The sequence below is a fragment of the Simiduia agarivorans SA1 = DSM 21679 genome (assembly GCF_000305785.2).
Classification (GTDB): Bacteria; Pseudomonadota; Gammaproteobacteria; order Pseudomonadales; family Cellvibrionaceae; genus Simiduia; species Simiduia agarivorans.
This window is the reverse complement of record NC_018868.3, coordinates 2,669,994-2,690,858: the sequence shown is the minus strand read 5'-3', so window position 1 is coordinate 2,690,858 and position 20,865 is coordinate 2,669,994. Positions and strand designations below refer to the sequence as shown.

24 protein-coding genes are annotated in these 20,865 nt (G+C 57.7%); all 24 read left to right on the top strand.

Annotated elements, in window-relative coordinates; genetic code table 11:
* Positions 1–107: 107 nt before the first annotated feature.
* The 24 genes from gspC (at position 108) to M5M_RS11860 (ending at position 20,865) form a co-directional block, all read left to right on the top strand.
* Positions 108–992: a type II secretion system protein GspC gene (gene gspC, locus M5M_RS11960; RefSeq protein WP_015047758.1), complete on the top strand. Its 885-nt coding sequence runs from the start codon at positions 108–110 to the stop codon at positions 990–992.
* Positions 993–1,014: 22 nt separating this feature from the next.
* Complete coding sequence (gspD, locus tag M5M_RS11955; RefSeq protein WP_016389383.1) at positions 1,015–3,018, top strand: type II secretion system secretin GspD; 2,004 nt, start codon at positions 1,015–1,017, stop codon at positions 3,016–3,018.
* 2 nt (positions 3,019–3,020) lie between these two features.
* Entirely contained in the window at positions 3,021–4,454 is a 1,434-nt protein-coding gene (locus M5M_RS11950; RefSeq protein WP_015047757.1) for a GspE/PulE family protein, read from the top strand.
* A 9-nt stretch (positions 4,455–4,463) separates the two neighbouring features.
* On the top strand, positions 4,464–5,225 hold the full coding sequence (locus tag M5M_RS20790; protein WP_244431031.1) for a type II secretion system F family protein: 762 nt from the start codon (positions 4,464–4,466) through the stop codon (positions 5,223–5,225).
* On the top strand, positions 5,176–5,517 hold the full coding sequence (locus M5M_RS20785; RefSeq protein WP_244431030.1) for a hypothetical protein: 342 nt from the start codon (positions 5,176–5,178) through the stop codon (positions 5,515–5,517). The genes M5M_RS20790 and M5M_RS20785 overlap by 50 nt, the downstream gene beginning before the upstream one ends.
* Positions 5,489–5,692, top strand: coding sequence for a type II secretion system F family protein (locus tag M5M_RS20780; protein ID WP_244431029.1), 204 nt, complete (start codon positions 5,489–5,491; stop codon positions 5,690–5,692). Before M5M_RS20785 ends, M5M_RS20780 begins: the two co-directional genes overlap by 29 nt.
* 46 nt (positions 5,693–5,738) lie before the next feature.
* Entirely contained in the window at positions 5,739–6,188 is a 450-nt protein-coding gene (gene gspG / locus M5M_RS11940) for a type II secretion system major pseudopilin GspG (RefSeq protein ID WP_015047756.1), read from the top strand.
* Positions 6,189–6,191: 3 nt separating this feature from the next.
* Complete coding sequence (gspH, locus tag M5M_RS11935; protein WP_015047755.1) at positions 6,192–6,689, top strand: type II secretion system minor pseudopilin GspH; 498 nt, start codon at positions 6,192–6,194, stop codon at positions 6,687–6,689.
* The gene (gspI, locus tag M5M_RS11930; RefSeq protein ID WP_015047754.1) at positions 6,686–7,051 is read left to right on the top strand and encodes a type II secretion system minor pseudopilin GspI; all 366 of its coding nucleotides are present in this window, start codon (positions 6,686–6,688) and stop codon (positions 7,049–7,051) included. The genes gspH and gspI overlap by 4 nt, the downstream gene beginning before the upstream one ends.
* Before the next feature lies 1 nt (position 7,052).
* Positions 7,053–7,814 (top strand): type II secretion system protein GspJ, encoded by a 762-nt coding sequence (locus tag M5M_RS11925; protein ID WP_015047753.1) that lies wholly within the window; start codon positions 7,053–7,055, stop codon positions 7,812–7,814.
* A complete protein-coding gene (gspK, locus tag M5M_RS11920; protein WP_016389382.1) occupies positions 7,811–8,995 on the top strand; it encodes a type II secretion system minor pseudopilin GspK in 1,185 nt (394 codons plus the stop codon). The genes M5M_RS11925 and gspK overlap by 4 nt, the downstream gene beginning before the upstream one ends.
* Complete coding sequence (gene gspL, locus M5M_RS11915; RefSeq protein WP_015047752.1) at positions 8,992–10,266, top strand: type II secretion system protein GspL; 1,275 nt, start codon at positions 8,992–8,994, stop codon at positions 10,264–10,266. The genes gspK and gspL overlap by 4 nt, the downstream gene beginning before the upstream one ends.
* Positions 10,263–10,649: a type II secretion system protein GspM gene (gene gspM / locus M5M_RS11910; protein ID WP_015047751.1), complete on the top strand. Its 387-nt coding sequence runs from the start codon at positions 10,263–10,265 to the stop codon at positions 10,647–10,649. The genes gspL and gspM overlap by 4 nt, the downstream gene beginning before the upstream one ends.
* Positions 10,600–10,752, top strand: coding sequence for a type II secretion system protein M (locus tag M5M_RS20190; protein ID WP_169528921.1), 153 nt, complete (start codon positions 10,600–10,602; stop codon positions 10,750–10,752). Before gspM ends, M5M_RS20190 begins: the two co-directional genes overlap by 50 nt.
* Before the next feature lie 8 nt (positions 10,753–10,760).
* Positions 10,761–11,540, top strand: a complete 780-nt coding sequence (gspN, locus tag M5M_RS19605) for a type II secretion system protein N (RefSeq protein WP_015047750.1) — start codon at positions 10,761–10,763, stop codon at positions 11,538–11,540.
* Positions 11,537–12,517 (top strand): FAD:protein FMN transferase, encoded by a 981-nt coding sequence (locus M5M_RS11900; protein WP_015047749.1) that lies wholly within the window; start codon positions 11,537–11,539, stop codon positions 12,515–12,517. The genes gspN and M5M_RS11900 overlap by 4 nt, the downstream gene beginning before the upstream one ends.
* Positions 12,518–12,701: 184 nt before the next feature.
* Positions 12,702–13,220 (top strand): hypothetical protein, encoded by a 519-nt coding sequence (locus M5M_RS11895; RefSeq protein ID WP_016389381.1) that lies wholly within the window; start codon positions 12,702–12,704, stop codon positions 13,218–13,220.
* A gap of 2 nt (positions 13,221–13,222) precedes the next feature.
* A complete protein-coding gene (locus M5M_RS11890) occupies positions 13,223–15,082 on the top strand; it encodes a tetratricopeptide repeat protein (protein WP_016389380.1) in 1,860 nt (619 codons plus the stop codon).
* Positions 15,083–15,084: 2 nt separating this feature from the next.
* The gene (locus M5M_RS11885; protein WP_051143418.1) at positions 15,085–17,988 is read left to right on the top strand and encodes a tetratricopeptide repeat protein; all 2,904 of its coding nucleotides are present in this window, start codon (positions 15,085–15,087) and stop codon (positions 17,986–17,988) included.
* Positions 17,975–18,688, top strand: coding sequence for a tetratricopeptide repeat protein (locus M5M_RS11880; RefSeq protein WP_015047746.1), 714 nt, complete (start codon positions 17,975–17,977; stop codon positions 18,686–18,688). The genes M5M_RS11885 and M5M_RS11880 overlap by 14 nt, the downstream gene beginning before the upstream one ends.
* Complete coding sequence (locus M5M_RS11875) at positions 18,685–18,966, top strand: hypothetical protein (RefSeq protein WP_015047745.1); 282 nt, start codon at positions 18,685–18,687, stop codon at positions 18,964–18,966. The genes M5M_RS11880 and M5M_RS11875 overlap by 4 nt, the downstream gene beginning before the upstream one ends.
* A 114-nt stretch (positions 18,967–19,080) precedes the next feature.
* On the top strand, positions 19,081–19,743 hold the full coding sequence (locus tag M5M_RS11870; RefSeq protein WP_024330435.1) for a MotA/TolQ/ExbB proton channel family protein: 663 nt from the start codon (positions 19,081–19,083) through the stop codon (positions 19,741–19,743).
* A 52-nt stretch (positions 19,744–19,795) separates the two neighbouring features.
* Positions 19,796–20,353, top strand: coding sequence for an ExbD/TolR family protein (locus tag M5M_RS11865; protein WP_015047743.1), 558 nt, complete (start codon positions 19,796–19,798; stop codon positions 20,351–20,353).
* The gene (locus M5M_RS11860) at positions 20,350–20,865 is read left to right on the top strand and encodes an ExbD/TolR family protein (RefSeq protein ID WP_015047742.1); all 516 of its coding nucleotides are present in this window, start codon (positions 20,350–20,352) and stop codon (positions 20,863–20,865) included. Before M5M_RS11865 ends, M5M_RS11860 begins: the two co-directional genes overlap by 4 nt.

The window sequence follows — 20,865 nt, the reverse complement described above, 5'->3', positions numbered from 1 at the left end:
AATGCCGGGGGCTTGCAGCCAAGCCCTGATAATAATTTTTGAGGACGCCTCCCATTAACAGCCTGGTCACACAGTTCCCGGCCGCTACCCGCACATTGGTAGCCCAGATGTCCGGCCTGATAAACCTCGTTCCGCTGCTCTGGTGGCAGCGGCTGGGCATGCTCGCGGTGGTGATCTGGTTGTGTGCCTCTGCGGCCCGCCTGATCTGGCTGGTGGCCGCGCCGGCGCCGAATTACGTGGTGGCCGGCGAAAGCGTCAATCTGCCCTTGCTCAGCAGCCAGCCCGCCAGCCTGGGCATCGACATCGATCAGTTTGCCGCGCTCAACCCCTTTGGCCAGGCCACGGTGGATGCGGTGGTAGAGCAGGCACCGCCCGCCATTGAAGACGAAGCCCAGGAAACCCGGCTGCAACTGCAGTTGATGGGGGTGTTCGCCACCGAGGACGCCAGCCGGGATATGGCCATTATTGCCAACGGCGCCAGCCAGGCGCTTTACGCTATTGGTGATGCCCTGCCGGGCGGCGCCAACGTCAAGTTAAGTAAAGTCCTGTCCGATCGCGTGCTGCTGGAGAATAATGGTCGTTTCGAGTTGCTTTGGCTGTACGACGAAGCGAATCGCGCGCGTCCGAAGCCAACGGCAACCAAGGCGCCGGAGCCCCTGCGGGCGAGCGCCAAGATCAGCCGCGATGTGGCCACCAAGTACGCCAATGCCAACGAGCTCACCGCCGAGTCGCTGGCCGATGTGGTCAAAGTCAGCCTGAAGCGCGAAGCCGGCGAAGTGGTGGGCTTTGAAGTGCGCCCCGGTCGTGATCGCGGGGTTTTTGATGCCATGGGCTTACAAGCGGGCGATGTGGTGACTGCAGTGAATGGCACGGCCTTGTCAGATACCCGCGTGGCAGTAGACGTGGCGCGTGGATTGCGCGAAGCCCGTTCAGCAACCTTGACCATACTCAGAAACGGCCAGGAAGAGACCCTGGAAGTGTCTTTGGAGTAAGCATTTTTTACAAGACCTCCCCATGATGAAGCAGAACAAGAAAAACCGTCAGAAACTTTTCATTCCGGCGCTCCTGGCCGCGAGCATCCTGTCGGCGGGTCTGGCGACCGCACCGGTACTGGCGCAGCAGCCCACCTATACGGTGAACTTCAAGGATGCCGACCTTCAGGAAGTGGTGAAGTACGTCGCGGAAACCACGGGCAAAACTTTCATTGTGGACCCGTCGGTAAAAGGCCGCATCAAGGTCATTTCGTCCAAGCAGATGACCCAGGAGGAACTCTACAATTTGTTCCTCGCGGTACTGGACGTGCACGGTTTTGCCGCCATTGAATCCGGCAATGTGACCCGGATTGTGTCCTCCAAAGAGGCCCGCAGTTTGCCTCTGCCGGTGACCGAAACCGCCACCCGCAACAGCGACGGCATGATCACCCAGGTGATCCAGCTGAAAAATGTGGCAGCGTCCAAAGCGCTGCCGGTATTGCGCCCGATGGTGCCGCAACACGCCCACATGGCCGCCTACGATCCGAGCAATGCCATCATCATTACCGACACCGAATCGAATATTGCCCGTCTGCAGGAAGTGATCGACCGCATCGACAAAGCGGCCGTGTTCGATACCGAATTGGTGATGCTGAAGCATGCCGGTGCCGAAGATGTGGTGCGCATGCTCACCCAATTACAGCGTCAGGAAGCCGGCAAAGGCGGCAGCGACAACGCGCCCATGCTGGTGGCAGACAAGCGCTCCAATGGTGTACTGATTTCCGGCGACGATCTGTCGCGCAGCAAAGTGAAAGTACTGATCAAACGCCTGGACATGCCGCAGCAGCAAAGCGGCAACGTGCAGGTGGTTTATCTGGAATATGCCGACGCCAAACAAGTGGCCACCGTACTCACCAACGTGGTGAAAAATATGTCCAAAATGGACAAGGGTGAAGGCGCCACCGCAACAGAAACCAGCGTCGAGGCGGATGAAGATACCAACTCTTTGTTGATCACCGCAGACCCTTCAACACTGGCTGCATTGAAAGCCGTGATCGCGCGGCTCGATATCCGTCGTGCGCAGGTGCTGGTTGAAGCCATCATCGTTGAAATCCTCGATACCAATGCCAAAAACCTGGGCATTCAATGGTTTCGGTACCCAGAATGGGACCTTTGGCTCGTCGGCATTAACAGCAATATCGCCGGCGTCGCCGCCGGTGCGACCACAAACGATGACGGAGATGACGACGACGATGAGGCCACATTGGTGGGCACTCTGGCCGGCATCACTGGCCAGACATTGGGCCAGATCAAAACCGGCACCGGCGGTACCGATTTTGTTGTGCTGATCAACGCGCTGCAAAACCAGACCGATGCCAACATCCTGTCCACACCGAGCCTGCTCACCAGCGACAACCATACTGCAACCATCAACGTGGGCCAGAATGTGCCCTTCGTCACCGGTTCTTACACCAATACCAACAATTCCAGCTCCAATCCGTTCCAGACTATTCAGCGCGAGAACGTGGGTATCATGTTGGAGGTAACACCACACATTAACGAAGGTAATTCGGTGGTGCTTGATATCAAGCAGGAAGTGTCCAGTATTGCCAAAAACGAAGTGTCGGCCACTGACCTGATCACCAACAAGCGCACCATTGAAACCCGCGTACTGGCCGCCGACGGCGAGGTGGTTGTGTTGGGCGGTTTGATGAGTGACGACGTGCAAACCGGCGAGCAGAAGGTGCCGATCCTCGGCGACATTCCGTTGCTGGGCCGCCTGTTCAAGTCCACTTCCACCGGCGTCACCAAAGCCAACCTGATGGTGTTTATCCGCGCAACGGTATTGCGCGACGATGAATCCATGCGCGGCGCCACCGCAGAAAAATACCAGTACATCTACGAGATGCAGCAAAAAACCGGTAGCAACCAGGGCTGGATTCTGGAAGCACCGCAACAGAATAAAATGGCCCCGTGGGACCCGAAAAAAGGTGACTTATTTGTCACGCCCGGCGCCAAAGCCCAGGCGGAAGAAAGCGGTAACTGACCATGAGTGATCTGCTGCCCTTCAGCTTTGCCCAGACTCACGGCGTTCTGTTGGACGAGGGCAAGTTGTTGCACAAGCCGGGCTTGCACCACGAGGTGTTGGCCGAACTGCAGCGCTGTTGTGCCGAGCCGTTTGAATTGGAAGAAATTGCCGAGGCCGATTTCAAACAACGTCTGAAAGATGTGTACCACGACGATTCTGATGCGGCGCAGCAGGCGGTGGCCGACATGGATCTGTCCCAGCTGATTGACGACATCCCCGAAGAGGGTGATTTGCTGGCCGGCAATAACGATGCGCCGGTGATCCGCCTGATCAATGCGATTCTCGCCCAGGCCGTTAAAGCCAAAGCCTCCGACATTCACCTGGAGCCCTGTGAAGACCGGGTGGCTGTGCGTTTTCGCGTGGATGGCGTGTTAAATGAAATCATGCAGGCCAAACCGCAGTTGGCGCCGCTGATCAATTCCCGCATTAAGGTGATGGCGCGGCTCGACATCGCCGAAAAGCGTTTGCCTCAGGATGGTCGCATGAGTGTGACCCTGGCCGGCCACACCATTGATATCCGGGTCAGTACTTTGCCGTCCGCCTACGGCGAGCGCGCAGTATTGCGTATTCTCGATCAGGCCGCCGGCGCGTTGAAATTACACCAGCTGCAAATGCCGGAAAAAACCCACAAGGCGTTTGCCGGCGCCCTGCAAAAACCGCACGGCATTATTCTGGTGACCGGTCCCACCGGTTCCGGTAAAACCACCAGCCTGTACGCTGGCCTGACGGAAATCAACGACCGTTCACGCAACATCATGACCATCGAGGACCCGGTGGAATACCTGTTGCCGGGCATTGCCCAGACCCAGGTGAACACCAAGGCCGACATGACCTTCGTGCGCGGCTTGCGCGCCATTCTGCGTCAGGACCCGGACGTGGTGATGATTGGTGAAATCCGCGATGGCGAAACCGCCAGCATTGCGGTGCAGTCGTCGCTCACCGGTCACCTGGTGCTGTCTACACTGCACACCAATACCGCTATCGGCGCGGTGACCCGCTTGCTGGATATGGGGGTGGAAGCCTTTCTGTTGTCGTCCAGTCTGGACCTGGTGATGGCGCAACGATTGGTGCGACGTTTGTGTTCCTGTAAACAGCCGCACAAACCGACCCCGGCCGAGTGCGAGCAACTGGGCTTCCCGGCCGATGTGGAAATCTATTCCGCCAAAGGTTGCGAGAAATGCAGTTTTACCGGCTACAAAGGCCGGCTCGGCATCTACGAACACATCGTCATCGATGACCACATGCGGCAACTGATCCATGAGGGCGCAGGCGAGCAAACCATGGTGGCCTACGCACGCAAGTTCAGCCCGTCCATCATGGACGCGGGCAAGCAGCGCATATTGGCCGGCGAAACCAGTGTCGAAGAAGTGTTGCGCGTTACCACGCTCACCTAGGTCTGACCCATGCCCGCATTTTCCTACCAAGCCATTGACGCCGCCGGCCGCCAGCAAAAAGGGGTTGTGGAAGGCGATTCCGAACGCGCGGTACGCGCTGATTTGCGCGGCCGCAATCTGAAGCCCATCAGCGTTAAGCCGGCGGGCCGTTCGGCCAGCAAAGGTGAATCGTCGGTGAGCACCGGCTTCAGAATGCCACGCTTTCAGCGCGGTATGAAAGAAGCCGATCTGGTGGTAATGACCCGTCAACTGGCCTCGCTGTTGAACTCGGGGATGCCGCTGGTGGAAGCACTGCAATCCACCGCTAACCAGCAGCGCAAACAGCACGTGAAAGAAATGATTCTGCAGGTGCGCTCGCGCGTGCTGGAGGGGCACTCTTTTGCCCAGGCGCTGGCGGAAGCACCACAGGCATTCGATTCCATGTACCGCGCATTGGTGCGCGCGGGCGAAAGTGCAGGTTATCTGGGGCCGGTGCTGGACCGGTTAGCGGTCTATACCGAAAGTACCTTTGAAACCCGCCAGCGGGTGAAAATGGCGATGATTTATCCGGTGGTGCTGCTGGTGGTGAGCATCGGGGTGATCGCCATGCTGATGACCTTTGTGGTGCCGGAGCTGACCCAGGTATTCGCCCATTCCAGTCGCGAATTGCCCACCATCACCCAAGTGTTGATAGTGGTGAGTAACTACCTGGCCAACTGGGGCTTGTGGACCTTGTTCTGTATTGCTGGGAATTATTTTTATCCAGAAATGGCTGGAAAAACCGTCGCGTAAATTGCGCTGGCACCAGATCATTCTGGGCATGCCGGTATTCGGTGAGATCTCCGCGCAAATCAACGCCTCGCGCTTTGCATCGACGCTGGCGCTGCTGGCCGGGTCCGGTGTGCCTTTGCTGGACGCGATCAAAATATCCACCCAGGTGATGACCAACGCGGTGATGATGAAGGCCACTGAAAAACTCGCCGTTGATGTACAAGAGGGGTCGAGCGTCGCGTGCGATGGAAAAAACCAAGCTGTATCCGCCACTGTTGGTGCAGATGACGGCCAGCGGCGAGTCCTCGGGTGATCTCGACAAACAATTGGAACACGCGGCCAAAAACATGGACCGCGAACTGGAATGGCGGCTGGCCGCCGCGCTGGGCATTATGGAGCCTTTGGTGGTGGTCATCATGGGCGTGCTGGTGACCGGCATTGTCATGGCCATCCTGTTGCCGATCTTTGAAATGAATACCATGGTGTAAAACACATAAAGCCATCCGGGCGTGTGTGCTTAGGGAGTAAAACGCAATGAAAAAACAATTGAGCCGCGGTTTTTCGCTGATTGAAATTATGGTGGTGCTGGTGATTCTGGGTCTGTTGATCAGTATCGTCGCGCCCAATGTACTGGACCGCGCCGACGGCGCCCGCGTGCAAAAAGTGTTTGCCGATTTCAAATCCATCGAAACCGCATTGAAAACCTACCGCCTGGATAACTTCGGTTACCCCACCAGCGAGCAAGGCCTTGAGGCCCTGGTAGACAAGCCCTCGCTGGACCCGGTGCCCAAGCGCTATCCGGCCAATGGTTATCTGGATTCACTGCCGAAAGATCCCTGGGGTAATGCCTACCTCTACCTGAGCCCGGGCGAGAACGGTGAAATTGATATTTACACCCTGGGAGCCGATGGCGTGGCCGGCGGCGAAGGCCAGAATGCCGATATTGGCAACTGGATGAACCCGGCGGATCTCGAGCAAGAATAAACCATGCGCGCGCGGGGCTTTACGCTCATCGAGTTGATGGTAGTGCTGTTGCTGGTCGGCCTGGCCATCGGCATGGTCAACTTCAACGTGGGTGGCAATGAAGAGCGACGCGCGCGCAACGACCTCGACCAATTGTTCCAGATGTTGCGTTACGCCGATGAGAACGCAGCCCTGCAAGGCGACCTGGTGGGTTTACAACTGTCACAGACCCTTCAGGGCACCACCCGGTTGGAATGGAAGCGCTTTCGTGGCGGCAACTGGCTCGATGCCGAAGCGCCGTTTGCCGCCAGTGAAATCCCCGAATTTGTCCAATTGGAATTGCGCCTGGATGAACAACCGGTGGACCTCAACAAAGAAAGCCAGAGCCCGCAGGTGGTATTCAGCGGCAGTGGCGAGATTTCCAATTTTGAACTGCGTTTCAGTCTGGCCGACAAACCCATCCGGTTGATGACCGTGGACTTTACCGGCGATCTGGTCCAGGCCGACGAGTGGGAACCATGAAGCGCGCACGCGGATTCAGTCTGGTCGAAGTGCTGGTGGCCCTGATGGTGGTAGGCATGGCCTTGCCCGCCTTGTTGGGCCAGATGCAGACCCAGATCGATGCCCAGGCCATGCTGCGCGATAAAACCATTGCCCTGTATGTGGCCCAGAACAAGGCGGCCGAGTACCAGCTGCAAAATCGTTTGGGGGCGGGCAAGCTGGGCGATTCCGAAAACGGTGAAGTGGAGATGGTGGAGCAGCGCTGGTATTGGCGCATGACTGCCACCAACTTTGACGATATCAAACAACAACAGCTCCAGATTGAGGTGGGCAAATCGCCCGACGAATCGCTGGCGGGCCTCATGATTATTCTGAGCTACTGAGATGCATCGGGCGCGCGGCTTTACCCTGGTTGAAGTGCTGATCGCAATTTTTATTGCGGCACTGATTGCCATGATGGCGGCCCAGTCATTTCACGTGGCCACGCGCTCCATGGAATCCGGCCGCGCGGTGTCGACCCAGTTTGCTGAACTGGATCGTTTTTTTATTGTCATCGAACAGGATTTGCGATCGATCCGCGGTGGCAAGGACGCCTTGTTCAAAGCCGAAGAAGTGGATCAGACATTGTCCGGCGCCGAGGCGACCGAAGACCAGACCTTTCTGGGTTACGGCGAAGCATTTGAAACCCGCGACATCAAACAGCAACGCAAAAATTTGCTGGCCACTCTGGACCGGCAGCATCGTTTGTTGCAGTTTGTGCGCGGCGACTGGGTAAATTTTGGTATCAGCCGCCGGTCTGATCTTCAGCATGTGACCTATGCCTGGCACCAGGGCGCGCTCTGGCGTTTTTTCCGGCCCATCGACCGGGAAATTTTTGGTGAGCAGGCGCCCGGGGATGAAGTGTATTTTGAAGATGTGTCGATGGCGCGTCGCCTGTTAACAGATGTGAATAACCTGACCTTCCGCTATCTGGCGCCAGGCGCTAACCCCAAAGATGAAAGTGGTTGGTCCACTGAGTGGCCGCCGTCTGCCGGTCGCACCGGCCGCACCACTCAGGCCAGTCTGCCAAGCGCGGTTGAAATCGCCGTTGAGTTGAAGGATATGGGCGAGATCAAGCGCGTGTTGCTGTTGGGGATCGAAGAATGAAACCATCCCGGCAACAGGGTGCAGTGTTGATTATGGCGCTGCTGATCGTGGCGCTGGTGGCCACATTGGCGGTGAGTTACGCCGGCGATATGTTGCTGATGCAGGCGCGCGCCGAAAACCGGGTGCTTGGTGCCCAACAAAATGCCTACATGGATGGTGCGATTGCGTTGGCCAGCTTTGTGCTCGAAGACGATGCCAAAAACGGCCAAGTCGATCATGCGGATGAAGACTGGACCAACGGTCAGATGTTTCCCATCGAGGGCGGTGTGCTTTACGGGACCTTGGAAGATGCCCAGAGCAAAATCAATCTCAATGGACTGAGTAAACAATTAAACAGTAATAGTAATCCCAACGACCCCAATCGGTTCGATGTACGTCAGCGCCGGTTTTTACGGTTTTTGCAAACCTTCGATGGCAGTCAGGTGAAAAATCCACCTCCGGATACGCAACCGTTGGTCATAGATCAGAACCTGGCCATCGCCATTACCGAGGCGGTGGTGGATTGGCTGGATGATGATGACAATGCTTCGGGGTTTGGGGGCGCGGAATCACTGCAATACCAGCAGGAAGGGGTGACGTGGGTGCCGCCCAATGGCGAGATGCAATCCCTGGAGGAACTGAAGCTGATTCGCCATATCACGCCGGAAATTTATGAGGCAATTAAGCCTTATTTAGTGGTGTTGCCCAGTAACGCTGATTTGAATATCAATACACTGGAATTTGAGAAGCACGGGCCCATCATTCAGGCTCTGAATCAGGAAAACAGTATTGTGCCTTTGGCGCTGCAGGATGTGCAGGGCTTTGATGGTTGGCGCACGGGTATGCCCGACGGCTATTTCAGTAGCGGTGCTGATCTGGCGAACCAGCCCGATATGAATGCGCTGTTAAGTGGAGGCACTATGAACCCTGACGGTTTGGCGATCAGTACGGCTTACTTCTGGCTGAATGTAGAAGTCGAATTGGGAAACCGCACCAGCAACCGGCGTATACTACTGAACCGGGATCAGGGTACGATCAAAGTATTGGCTCAATACAGCTCCGGTCAGGCCACCTCCATCCAGGCGTTGGCGAGTCAGACCCGGCCGGATGAAGACAGCGACAGCGCTGAAGATAAGAACGACGACAATCGACGATCCGTGCCGGATGAGGGCAGGGACAACAGCGAACAGAAAAGACGATGACCACAGACACTCTGGTAAATGAGTCGATGGCCGCGGAGCCCGCCGCCGCGCAATCCCTGGATGGCGTTTATTGCCGGCTGGTTGCCGCTGCCACGGAAGAAAGCCCCGCCGTTTACCGCTGGCGCCAGCGCCGCGAAGGCCACTGGCTGGCCGAAGGTGAAGACACGCTCGATGCCATTGTGCAGGCAGTGGATGATCCGCTGGCGCGCTGGGTGTTGGTTTTGCCGGGCGATCAGGTGATTACCCGCCGATTGTCGCTGGCGGAAAACGAGCGTCGGTTTTACAAAAAGCTCGCGCCCTACCAGCTGGAAGAAGACATCATTGACGATGTGGACGAGCTGCATTTCGTCTACGGTGAGCTCGGCGATGACTGGGTGAATCTGGCCTATACCCGGCGCGATCAACTCGCTGACGCATTGGCCGCGTTTCACGCGCGCGAGTTGGCGGTCACCCACATTGTCAGCGATGCCGATCTGTTGCCGGCGACCCAGCCGGGCATCTGGACGCTGTACAGCGATGGTCAGCAACTGGCTTACCGTCTGGCACCGCAATTGTTCGGCAGTGTGCGGATCAGCTATGCCCGCGCCTTCTTCGCCAGCGCGGCGCGCGCAAGCAAACCCGAGCAGATCCGTTTACTGGCCGCAGAGGGCGAGGCGATGGATCAATTACTCGAGCTTTTGCCCGAAGGACTGGCTGACAAGGTCGCATTCAAATCCCTGTTGGCAGAGCCCCTGGCGGCGGATGAGGCGCAGGTGATGAATCTGGCGGTGGCGCCTTTCTTTCCCCGTATGCCCCTGGCACGCTGGTTTGAACGAATCAAACTGCCCCTCATCGCAGCCGCCGCTGCGGTGGTGCTGCATCTGGGCCTGACCCTGACCGAATGGCAATTGCTGCGCGGCCAGACCGAGGACCTGAAGACCGCCATTACCGAACGCTACCGCGCGGCGGTGCCCAATGGCGCCATCAGTGATCCGCTCAAGCAGTTGCGCAACCAGGTGTCGCGCCTCGGCAATCAGTCCAGCGGCAGCAATGCGCTGTTTATCCTGTCCCAGTCGGTGCCGGTGCTGGTGGAACAGCCGGGCGTAGAAGTGAAGAACCTGCAATTTCTGAACGACGCACAGGAATTGCGGCTCACGGTGCAGGCGCCGGCGCTGTCCGACATTGAAGCCATGAGCAATCAACTGAAAACCAAAGGCTTCGGCGCCGAGGTGCTGTCTGTCAATGTGAACCAGGGCGTGCATCAGGCCCGCATGAAGGTGACCCGGCGATGAAACTGCCCGAATCCGTTACCCAGTCTCTCTACGCCCGCCCGCTGCGCGAACAGGCGCTGCTGGCCGTGGGCGGTCTGGCCATTGCAATCCTGGTGACCTGGGTGGCCATCATCAAACCGGTCAATGGCATGCGCGATAAGGCCGAGCGCCAACTGGAGGCGACCCGTCTGGTGTTTGCCGAAGTGGACCAATTGGCGTCGCGTCTGGAAGCCGAGCGCAAGGGTGGCAAATCCAGCCGGCCCAGCGGCTCCATGACCGAGCTGATCGATAACAGTCTGCGCAAACACGGCCTCACCATCCGGGGCATTCAGCCCGGTCAGCAAGGCGAAATGTGTGCGGCTGGAAGCGGCGCCCACGCCAGCGGTGTGGCGCTGGTTGCATGAAATGGAAGCGGTGGCAGGCGTTGGCATCAATGAGCTGACGGTCAATCCCACCGAGAAAGCCGGCTTTGTGTTGGTCACCGCGCGTCTCGCACAGCCCCGATAAGGAAACCCATGGTGTATTTTCGTTGGATACTGCTTGCCCTGTTACTCCTGCCTGCGTGGTTGTTGGTGACTGCACCGGCCACTTTGGTGGCGCAAGCGGCGGCGGCCGGTGGCCTGCAATTGAGCGGCTTGCATGGCAGCCTGTGGACCGGTTCGGCGGAATCGGCACGGCTGCAATTGGCACCTGTGCGCGGCCGCGCGCTGGTATTTGATCTGGGTGAACTGGACTGGCGACTGGAACCCATGAGCTTGTTGGGCCTGAACGCCTGCGCCCGCATCAGCGCCAGTCTCAGCAGCCAACAATTCCAGGGCCGGGTATGCGCGGGCCTGGGCGGTGAGACCCGCATTTCCGATCTGCGTCTCAACGTGCCCGCTAATTTTGTTCGTTTAATGGCGCCCATTGAGGCCAACGGCAAATTGATGCTGGCGCTGGATGAACTCTCACTCTCGGGCAACCGAATCACCGGCCTCAGTGGCAGCGGCCGGATTGAGAACCTCAGCGTGTTGATGGGGCGCGACTGGCAAAGCTTCGGTAACCTCAATCTGGCCGTCGGGGTGGCCGGTGACAAGACTCCCCTGTTTACCGCCGATATCATCAGCGATGACAAGGCGATCCAATGGTTTGCCAGCGCACCCGAGATCACGCTTACCCATGCGGGCCCCGACATGTTGCTGAGCACGCAGCTGCAATTGTCCGAATCCTATCGCCTGCAGTGGGAAAACATGCTCGGCATGGCCGGGTTTGAAGCCCGCGACGGCGGCTTTGTGATGGATGTGAAACTGCCGTGAACGTCTGCCTGCGCCTGTGCGCTGCGCTGCTGCTAGTGGGCGCGGCGGCCGTCCGAGCCGACTGGCACTACCAGACCGGCCAGGCCATGGGCACAGAAATCATCGTGCAGCTCTGGCACGAAGACCCGGCCCAGGCCGAGCTGGCCGCCCTGGAGGTGTTGGCCGAGATGCGCCGCATCGACCAATGGCTGAGCCCCTGGATCGACACCAGCGAGTTGTACAAGGTCAACCAAACTGCGGCCCAGGCGCCAGTGCCCATTTCGGCGCCGCTGTTCAAGATACTGGATAAAGCGGCCTACATGAGCCGGCTGTCGGAAGGTGCCTTCGATATTACATTTGCCTCGGTGGGCTACCGCTACGATTACCGGCAAGGTAAAGCGCCGACCGATGCAGAACGCGAGGCCTTGTTGCCGGCGATTGACTACCGGCTGGTGGTATTGGACAAGACCGCCCGGACGGTGCAATTCATCCACCCCAATGTGCGTATCGACCTGGGCGGGATTGCCAAAGGCTATGCGGTCGACAGCGCCATCGCCCTGTTGGCTGCAAAAGGCATTGCCCATGCGTCTGTCAGCGCCGGCGGTGACAGCCGCATTCTGGGCGACAAACGCGGCCGGCCCTGGATGGTGGGTATTAAAAATCCGCGCGATGAACAGCAACTGGCGCTGCGTTTGCCGTTAACCGATACCGCCATGTCCACCTCGGGCGACTATGAGCGGTTCTTTTTCGATCCGGTCACGGGCGAGCGTGAACACCACATCATTAACCCGCGCACGGGTAAGGCCAGTCAGGGCGTGATGAGTGCCACCGTGCTGGGCCCCTCGGGCTTTGATACCGACCCTTTGTCCACTACAGTATTTATCCTGGGGGCTGAGCGGGGCCTGGCCCTGATCGATCGCTTGCCCGGTTTTGACGCCATTGTGATCGACGCCACCGGACAGGTGCATTACAGCCGTGGCCTGGCAGCACCAGAATAGGGCAGGGGTTAGTGCTTTCGGCCAGCTGTGACGCGGGCCTTTGGTCGGTAAAATCCGCCTTTTGTGGCCTGTGCCAAAGAATCAGTACTATGGAACCCCTACACTGTCGGGTCGCTGACTGTGTCCAGCCCGGCAGTTGCATAAAAATCAGACACTTAGACGTAATTTTTGAGGGAATCACACGATGTTAAAGCGCAGGCTCCAGCAGACTTTGGGGACAGTGTTTGGCCTGGCCATATTGGCCGCGCCGCTCCAGGCCCAGGATGCCAGTGAAGTGGAATCCCTCAAACAGCGGGTACTGGAATTGAACCGCGACCTGTTGATTCTGGAAGAAGAACTGCTGTTTCCTGCCACCACGCAGATCAGTGTGTTTGTATCCATGGACGTGGGCAAATTCTTCACCCTCGATGCGGTCAAGCTGATGATCGACGACGAGCTGGTGGCCAGCCATCTGTACACCGGCCAGCAACTGGATGCGCTGTTCCGTGGCGGCGTGCAGCGCCTGTACCTGGGCAACCTGAAATCCGGTGCGCACGAAGTCAGCGCCATTTTCGTGGGTAAAGGCCCGGATGGTCGTGAATACAAGCGCGGCGCGCGCCTGACCATCGACAAAGACGAAGATCCCAAGGTGCTGGAGATCCGCATTTCGGATTCCACCGCCACCATGCAGCCGGAGTTTGATATCAAGGAATGGGATAGCTGATCGTGCGGACGTTTTCCTTGCGCGCGTGGCTGCTGGCGGTCGGACTAGGCGCATCATGTACAACGCTGGCCGATGAGCCATTGCCCAGCAGCGTGGCCGACTTACGCTACGGCGTGACCCTGTACGAGTATTACCAGAGCAATTATTTCGGCGCCTTGAGCGAACTGATGGTGGCCGAAGCACGCGGCGGTATTCAGGGCCACAGCGACAACCCCGAATTGATTGCCGGCTCCATCGGCCTGGCATTCGGCATGGAGCAACGCGCGGGCGATGTGTTCACCCGCTTGTTGGACGCCAGCCGGCCGCAGGCCGTGCGCGATACGGCCTGGTTTTATCTGGGGAAACTGCAATATCAACAGGGTGATTGGGCCGGCGCCCGGCAGAGTTTTGAACAGGTTTCGGCCGACATCGATCAGCGGCTGACCCACGAACTGGCGGTCATGCGTTTGCAGATCCTGTTGCGCAATGACGACTTCAAAGAAGCCCGCGCCCTGTACGAAGCGGCCGATAATCCCGAGCAGTGGGGCGAGTTGGCGAATTATAACCTGGGTGTCGCACTGGGCCGCGAGGGCGATGCTGTGGCGGCCCAGACTTATCTCAACCGCGTGGTTTCCACGCCGCTGCGCGTCAACCCCGAGCAACAAAAAATCCAGCGCGCACTGCGCGACCGCGCCTACACCGCCAGCGGCTATGTTCATATCCAGCAAGGCGAGTACGACAAGGCCGTAGCGCAATTCCAGAAAGTGCGTCTGTCCGGCCCCTATTCCGACCGCGCGTTGTTGGGTTTGGGTTGGGCCTATGCCTCGAAACAGGATTGGCCCAACGCGCTCTCGCCCTGGCAGAAACTGGCCAACGGCTCATTGCAGCAGGCCAGTGTATTGGAAAGCCTGATGGCAGTGCCCTGGGCCTACGAGCAGCTGGGTGCCGATGTGGATGCCCTGGCCGCCTATGAAGGCGCGGAACAGGTGTTCATGGGTGAATTGCAGAAAGTGGAAGCCATCCGCCAGCAACTCAGTCAGCAATTGTTGCTGAACAGCATCCGCCAGAGTGACACCCGCGGCAACCAGAGCTGGTTCGCGCTCGACCTGGATCAGGCGTTGCAGCCGGAAGTAGCTTTTTTAGGCGAAGTGTTCGCCCGCAATGATTTTCAGACCCGGGTTCAGGCCATCCGCGATCTGCTGTTTTTGCAGAGCACACTGGCAGACTGGCAACAGAAGCTTGGCATCTATGCCGACCTGTTGGTCCAGCGGGGCCAGGTGCGCACCGAAAAACTCGCGCGCATGAATGAACAAGGCAAGTTGCAACAGGAAGCCGCGCTGCGCGACGAAAAATCCCGCTTGGCGGCCTGGCTGTTCAGCGTGGAAAAAAACCGCGACTACCTGGCCCTGCTGACCGATGAAGATGCCATCGACAATCTGGAGATTGTGGACGGCGCGTTGGAAAACCTCGCAGCCCTGAATGAAGACGACGACTACGAAGAAGAACTGCGACAGCTGAATTTTTATCGCGGCATCCTGTTGTGGAACGCACAGGAATCTTTTTCCGCCAATTTGTGGGAGCAAAAGCGCTCTTTGCAGTTGCTGGATAAGGAACTGGAAAATCTGGCGTCTAACCAGATGTCGTTGCAAAAGGCCATTGACGAAGCGCCGGAAATCCTGCCTTACCAGCAGCGTATGGGGCTGCTCGATCAGCGCATTGCCGCTGAATCGGTTGCATTGGAACAGCAGCTGGCGTCGGAAGAAGCCGCACTGCGTGCGCAGCTGGATCAGGCCCTCAATGACCACAAAGTACGGGTGAAAAATTATCTGGCGCGTGCACGTCTGTCGATTGCGCGTCTCTACGATGAGCGGTTAAAGCAGTGATGATGAAGTACGCAAACCTGAAACCGCTCGCCTGCGCCATTGCGCTATCCGGCACTCTGCTGTTACCGGCCTGTTCGTTTCTGGACGATGAGCTGGTTGACGACAGCCCGAAACTCGAACAGCTTGAACCCGCGCGCATTCCCGAGGTCAAGCCGATTGTCGCCGACGCCGAGTTGGACAAAGTGCAGGCGCGCTACCATTCCGCTCTGGAAGTGGCCGAAGACGAATCCATTCGCCGCGACATTCACGAGCGCCTGGCAGAATTGGCGATGCTGCGCGCCGAACAAAAGTTGCTGGAGGGCACGGAAGACCCGGCGCCTTATTTCGCGGAAGTGATTAACCAGTACCAGGCACTCCTGGCTTATCCGATGGATGAGCATTACAAGCCAGAAGCGCGTCAGGAAGCCATCTACCAATTGGCCAAGGCCTATGCTCTGACCGGCGCCGTGGAAGAGTCCACACAAACACTGACCCAACTGACCGAAGCACATCCGGACGCGGAATTTGTTGCCGAGGCGCAATTCCGCCGCGCCGAAGCGGCGTTCAGTCGTGGCGATTACGTGGAAGCGGCCGACGGCTATCAGGCAGTGATCGATTTCGGTCCGGCCACACCCTATTTCGTCAACGCCAACTACATGCGCGGCTGGGCCATGTTCAAGCGGGGATGGTATCCGCAGTCGTTGGATTCGTTTACTGCGGTTCTGGATTTGTTACTGCCGGAAGGCGCCAAAGCAGACAGCCTGACAGCATCCAACAAAAACCTGCTGGATGATTCTTTGCGGATCATGGCGGTGACCTTCTCCTACCTGGACGGCCCCGACACTATCGAGCAAACCTACGCGGATATCGGTAAACGCCATTACCATCATTTACTGTACGAAAAACTGGGCGAACTCTACCTGGAAAAAGAGCGCTACCGCGACAGCGCCGATACCTACGGGCACTACGTGGCGCACAATGCGCTGAACGAATATTCCCCCGGATTTTCAGTGCGCCAGATCGAAGTGTACGGCCTTGGTAATTTCCCTTCGCTGATCCTGCCGGCGAAAGAAACCTTTGTGCGCAACTACGGTTTTACCAGTGCCTTCTGGACCGGATTGAGCGAGGAACAGCGCCAGCCGATCAAAACCTACCTGCATACCTATCTGGATGAACTGGCCAGCTACGAGCACAGCAGCGCCCAGGAGGTCAGCACCGATCTCGCCAAACTGGACACGGATAAAGCCGTCAAACCGGAAGACCGGGAAAAAGTGCGTGCGGAACTGGTGGCCAAACGCGCCCGCCACTATGAGCAGGCCGCGCTCTGGTATTCTGAATTTATCAGCACCTTCCCGGAAGATCCGAAAACCTCCGAGATGGCGTTCCTGATGGGCGAAGCCCTGTACGAGGCCGGCAAGATGGAGCAGGCGTTTGCTGCGTTTGAATCCGTTGCCTACCAATACAAAGATCCTGCCCGTGGTGCGGAAGCCGGCTACAGTGCACTGCTGGCCGCCGACCGTGTGCTCGACAGCGAACTGCTGACTGTGGATGACCGGGCCGCGTGGACAGAATTAAAAATCGCCAGCAGCCTGCGCTTCGCCGATACCTTTGCCACCGACAGCCGGGCGGTGGCCGTGCTCACCCAGGCCGCTAACGAACTGATCAAGCAGGGCCGTCCGTTGGAAGCGATTCCGGCAGCGACCCGGGTAACCCAGTGGCAGCCGGAAGCCAACCAGGACCTGCGCAAAACCGCGTGGCTGATTCTGGGCCAAAGCTATTACGACACGGAGCAGTACCAGCAGGCTGAAGTCGCCTATACCGAAGTGCTGAATCTGCTGCCGAAAAACGATCCGCAGCGGGAAGATATCACCACCCGTATCGCGGCCAGCGTGTACAAATCATCCGAGCAGTTGCTGGCGGCGGGTTCGGTGGCGGCGGCCGTGGATCAGCTGGTGCGGGTCCAGGCCCTGGCGCCCAACAGCGAAATTGCCATCAGCGCCCAGTACGACGCGGCCAACCATCTGATGGCGCTGGAGCGCTACGATGAAGCCGAGCAGTTGTTGCTGGATTTCCGCAAGCGTTATCCGGATAACAAACTGACCGCCACCATCACGCCAAAAATGATCGTGATTTACGAGAAGCAGTCGCGCTGGTCGCTGGCCGCAGATGAGTTGCTCAAGCAGGCGCGTGCCAGTGGCGACCCGGTATTGCAGCAACAAAGTCTGTATGTGGCCGCGGAGTATTATGAAAAAGATGGCGATCAGGATCAGGCGATTAATTTTTACCGCGAGTACGCCCACAATTACCCTGAGCCCTTCGGCCAGAATCTGGAAGCGCAATACCGGTTGAGCGAACTCTACCGCGAAGCGGGTAATGTCCAGAACCGCGACTACTGGCTGCGAAAAATCATCGAGACCGATCGCACAGCCGGTGAACAGCGGAGTGACCGTTCCATTACCCTGGCGGCCATGGCCACCAGCGTGCGCGCCGACGATTTCTACCAGGAGTTCCAGCGTATTCCGCTGAAGCTGCCGCTCAAACAATCGCTGCAGAAAAAGAAAAAAGCCCTGCAGGACACGCTGGGTATGTATGAACGATTGATGAAATACGGCGTGGCCGAATACACCACCCAGGCCAGTCACCGCATCGGTGCGATTTACTCGCAACTGTCGCGCGATCTGATGGATTCACAAAGACCCAAGGGCCTGGATGAACTGGAATTGGAGCAATACGAAATTCTGTTGGAAGAGCAGGCGTTCCCGTTTGAAGAACAGGCCATCGAAATTTTTGAAGCCAACGCCCAGCGCAGTTGGACCGGCACCTATGACGATTGGGTCAAAGAGAGCTTCAAAGAACTGGAGCGTTTGCTGCCGGCGCGTTATCGCAAGCCCGAAGCCGTGGAGGAATACAGCAATGCGTTGCGTTAAATATGTGTTCGCGCTGGCGCTCCTGTTCCTGCTGGCGGCCTGTAGCACGGCGCCTAAACCCGCGCCCGAACCCGAGCCGGAGATAGTACTGCCAGAGGGTGAACCAGAGGGCGTCATTGTCAAACGTAGCCCGGGCCCGAACCCTTACGACGCCACACCTGAACCGGACAACGCGCAGGTGCGCGCCTTGTTTGACAAAGCCAATGCCGCCATCGTCAACAAACAATGGGCCAAAGCGGAAGCCCTGTTGATGGACGCCATTGCGCTGGGGCCGAACTATTCCGGGTTGTATTTCAATCTGGGGCGCGTGTACGAGGGCCTGACCCGGCTGGATGACGCGGTCGCCCAGTATGAAAATGCCATCGCCATGAATGGCAACAACATTTACGCCATGAACGCTTTGGCCCGCATTAAACGTACGCAGGGTAAGTTCAACGAGGCGGAAGCCCTCTACAAACAGGCGTTAGCCGTGTGGCCCGACCATGCCGACAGCTATAAAAACCTGGGTATCCTGTACGACCTGTATATGGGTCGCTTGCAGGATGCGCTGGAACAGTACCGCCAGTTTCAGGCGTTGCAAGCGGAGGACGACCGGTTGATGACCGCGTGGATTGTCGATCTGGAGCGGCGTTTGCCCGCCGAGCCCGCGCCCGCTGCACCGGTGGAATCAGCGCCCGATAGCGAGGAGAATGCAGAGTGAAAAATCTGGGATTATTCACATTGGGTTGCTTGCTGGCCCTTGCGGCCGACGCACAGGAAGTCAACCTGAGCACCACGGTTACCGGTAACCAGGAACAACCAAAAGTGCTCTACATCATCCCCTGGCAGAATGCGGAGCGGGGTGAGGCGCCTGAAGGTTCGATGGACTCCGCGCTCAAGGATGTGTTCGCATTGGTGGACCGCAACGAACTCAAACGCGAAATTGATACGCTGGAAGCGTTGATCCCGGATACCCACAGCGCCACCATTACTGAATAACTGATTTGCATAAAAACATTTTTCTTTAACACAAACTTTAAAAAATCAATGCAGAGGGGCCTGCTAAGCTCTGTGCATTAAAAAATCCAACCCGAGGAGCCAGTTATGGACTTTATGAACACCATCCTCCGTTTCTTTCAGGACGGCGGACCTTTTATGTACCCGATCTCTATCGTTTTGATCGTTGGTGTAGCCATTGCCATCGAGCGCTGGTTGTTCCTCACCCACGCCAAGATTTCCAATCGGCGCGCGTTTGATCGCATCCTGCCGTTGCTGTCCAAGGGCGAATACAAGAAAGTGGTGCAACTGGGTAATTCGGAAGATGCTCCCGTCGCCCGCATGGTCGCCTCGGGTGTTGCCCGCATGGCCGAATCCCAGCGTCGCGACGACATCGAACTGGCGATGGAAGAAGGTGTGATGGAAGTGGTGCCGCGTCTGGAAAAGCGTACGCCTTACCTGGCGACACTCGCCAATATTGCCACCCTGCTGGGGCTGTTGGGTACCATTATCGGTCTGATTGCCGCCTTTACCGCCGTAGCCAATGCCGATCCCACCGAAAAGGCCACGCTCTTGTCCCAGTCTATTTCGGTGGCGATGAACACCACCGCATTCGGCCTGATTGCCGCAATTCCCTTGCTGCTGCTGCACGCCATGTTGCAGACCAAAACCACCGAAATTGTGGACAGCCTGGAAATGGCCGGCGTTAAGTGTCTGAACCTGATGGCCAATGCGCGCGTGGTGGCCACCAAAACCCGCACAGCCGACAGTGGTCAGTAAGCGACTGCCTGCATTACAGAACGCTGAAATACACCCACACATAGGTTGACTCATGTTGAGACGCAAACACAAACACAAGCAAGAGGCGGAGTTGGACATCACGTCCTTCATGAACCTCATGATCGTGTTGGTGCCGGTGTTATTGCTCTCCATGGTGTTTTCGCACATTACGGTGCTGGACCTGAAGCTGCCCGACCTGGCGGCTGATAGCTCCTCCACACCGGACAAACCCGATCAGTACTCATTGGAAGTGGTGATTTACAAAGAGGGGTTCGTCATCAATCAGCCGGCCGGTCGCAGGCTGCGCGCCATTCCCGTGAATGCGGAAACGGGCGAGCAGGACTACGAAACCCTGTCGCAAACTTTACAGGCCGTCAAAGCGCGCCTGGAAGAGCTGAGTGAAGAAAAGCGAGACATTGTGGTGTTGTCACAAAAAGACACCGACTACCAAACCCTGGTTTCCGTTATGGATACCGCCCGTTCGTTTAAAGCTGTCGTGGCCGCCAATGAGGTGGATGCCGTGCTGTTCCCGGATATTTCTCTGGGCGATGCGCCGGCTAATCTCGCCTTTGATGCGTCACCCGTTGCCGAAGGAGGTGCTGCGCAATGAAACAGTCCCTTCGCGCGAAACGCATGGCCAAACACCACAAGCGCAACCAGCAGCAATCCAAGCTGAACCTGGTATCGCTGATGGATATTTTCACCATCCTGGTATTTTTTCTGTTGGTGAATTCCTCCGATGTGGAAGTGCTGCAGAACGACAAAACCATTACCTTGCCCACGTCATCGGCGGAAAAAATGCCTGAAACCACACTGGTGGTCCGGGTGAATGCCAATGACATTCTGGTGGGCAGTCGTCCGGTTGCCAAAGTCGCCGATGTACTGGCAGACAAGGACAATGAAATCCAGGCCTTGGCGCAGGAGCTGAAATACCTGAGTGCCAAGGCCGGACGCATGACGCCGGAAGAAGAGCAGATAGGTCGCCCGGTCACCATCATGGGTGACAAGGGTATTCCCTATACGCTGTTGAAGCGGGTAATGGCCACGTGTGCCCAAAACGACTACCGCAATATTGCCCTTGCTGTGAGCAAGGCCGGCAATACTGCGGAAGAAGACAGTTGA

What these genes read in the sequence shown, in the direction of transcription:
- gspC (WP_015047758.1), top strand. Translation starts at nt 108, where the DNA reads ATGTCCGGCCTGATAAACCTCGTTCCGCTGCTCTGGTGGCAGCGGCTG.
- gspD (WP_016389383.1), top strand. Translation starts at nt 1,015, where the DNA reads ATGATGAAGCAGAACAAGAAAAACCGTCAGAAACTTTTCATTCCGGCG.
- M5M_RS11950 (WP_015047757.1), top strand. Translation starts at nt 3,021, where the DNA reads ATGAGTGATCTGCTGCCCTTCAGCTTTGCCCAGACTCACGGCGTTCTG.
- M5M_RS20790 (WP_244431031.1), top strand. Translation starts at nt 4,464, where the DNA reads ATGCCCGCATTTTCCTACCAAGCCATTGACGCCGCCGGCCGCCAGCAA.
- M5M_RS20780 (WP_244431029.1), top strand. Translation starts at nt 5,489, where the DNA reads ATGACGGCCAGCGGCGAGTCCTCGGGTGATCTCGACAAACAATTGGAA.
- gspG (WP_015047756.1), top strand. Translation starts at nt 5,739, where the DNA reads ATGAAAAAACAATTGAGCCGCGGTTTTTCGCTGATTGAAATTATGGTG.
- gspH (WP_015047755.1), top strand. Translation starts at nt 6,192, where the DNA reads ATGCGCGCGCGGGGCTTTACGCTCATCGAGTTGATGGTAGTGCTGTTG.
- gspI (WP_015047754.1), top strand. Translation starts at nt 6,686, where the DNA reads ATGAAGCGCGCACGCGGATTCAGTCTGGTCGAAGTGCTGGTGGCCCTG.
- M5M_RS11925 (WP_015047753.1), top strand. Translation starts at nt 7,053, where the DNA reads ATGCATCGGGCGCGCGGCTTTACCCTGGTTGAAGTGCTGATCGCAATT.
- gspK (WP_016389382.1), top strand. Translation starts at nt 7,811, where the DNA reads ATGAAACCATCCCGGCAACAGGGTGCAGTGTTGATTATGGCGCTGCTG.
- gspL (WP_015047752.1), top strand. Translation starts at nt 8,992, where the DNA reads ATGACCACAGACACTCTGGTAAATGAGTCGATGGCCGCGGAGCCCGCC.
- gspM (WP_015047751.1), top strand. Translation starts at nt 10,263, where the DNA reads ATGAAACTGCCCGAATCCGTTACCCAGTCTCTCTACGCCCGCCCGCTG.
- gspN (WP_015047750.1), top strand. Translation starts at nt 10,761, where the DNA reads ATGGTGTATTTTCGTTGGATACTGCTTGCCCTGTTACTCCTGCCTGCG.
- M5M_RS11895 (WP_016389381.1), top strand. Translation starts at nt 12,702, where the DNA reads ATGTTAAAGCGCAGGCTCCAGCAGACTTTGGGGACAGTGTTTGGCCTG.
- M5M_RS11885 (WP_051143418.1), top strand. Translation starts at nt 15,085, where the DNA reads ATGAAGTACGCAAACCTGAAACCGCTCGCCTGCGCCATTGCGCTATCC.
- M5M_RS11880 (WP_015047746.1), top strand. Translation starts at nt 17,975, where the DNA reads ATGCGTTGCGTTAAATATGTGTTCGCGCTGGCGCTCCTGTTCCTGCTG.
- M5M_RS11870 (WP_024330435.1), top strand. Translation starts at nt 19,081, where the DNA reads ATGAACACCATCCTCCGTTTCTTTCAGGACGGCGGACCTTTTATGTAC.
- M5M_RS11865 (WP_015047743.1), top strand. Translation starts at nt 19,796, where the DNA reads ATGTTGAGACGCAAACACAAACACAAGCAAGAGGCGGAGTTGGACATC.
- M5M_RS11860 (WP_015047742.1), top strand. Translation starts at nt 20,350, where the DNA reads ATGAAACAGTCCCTTCGCGCGAAACGCATGGCCAAACACCACAAGCGC.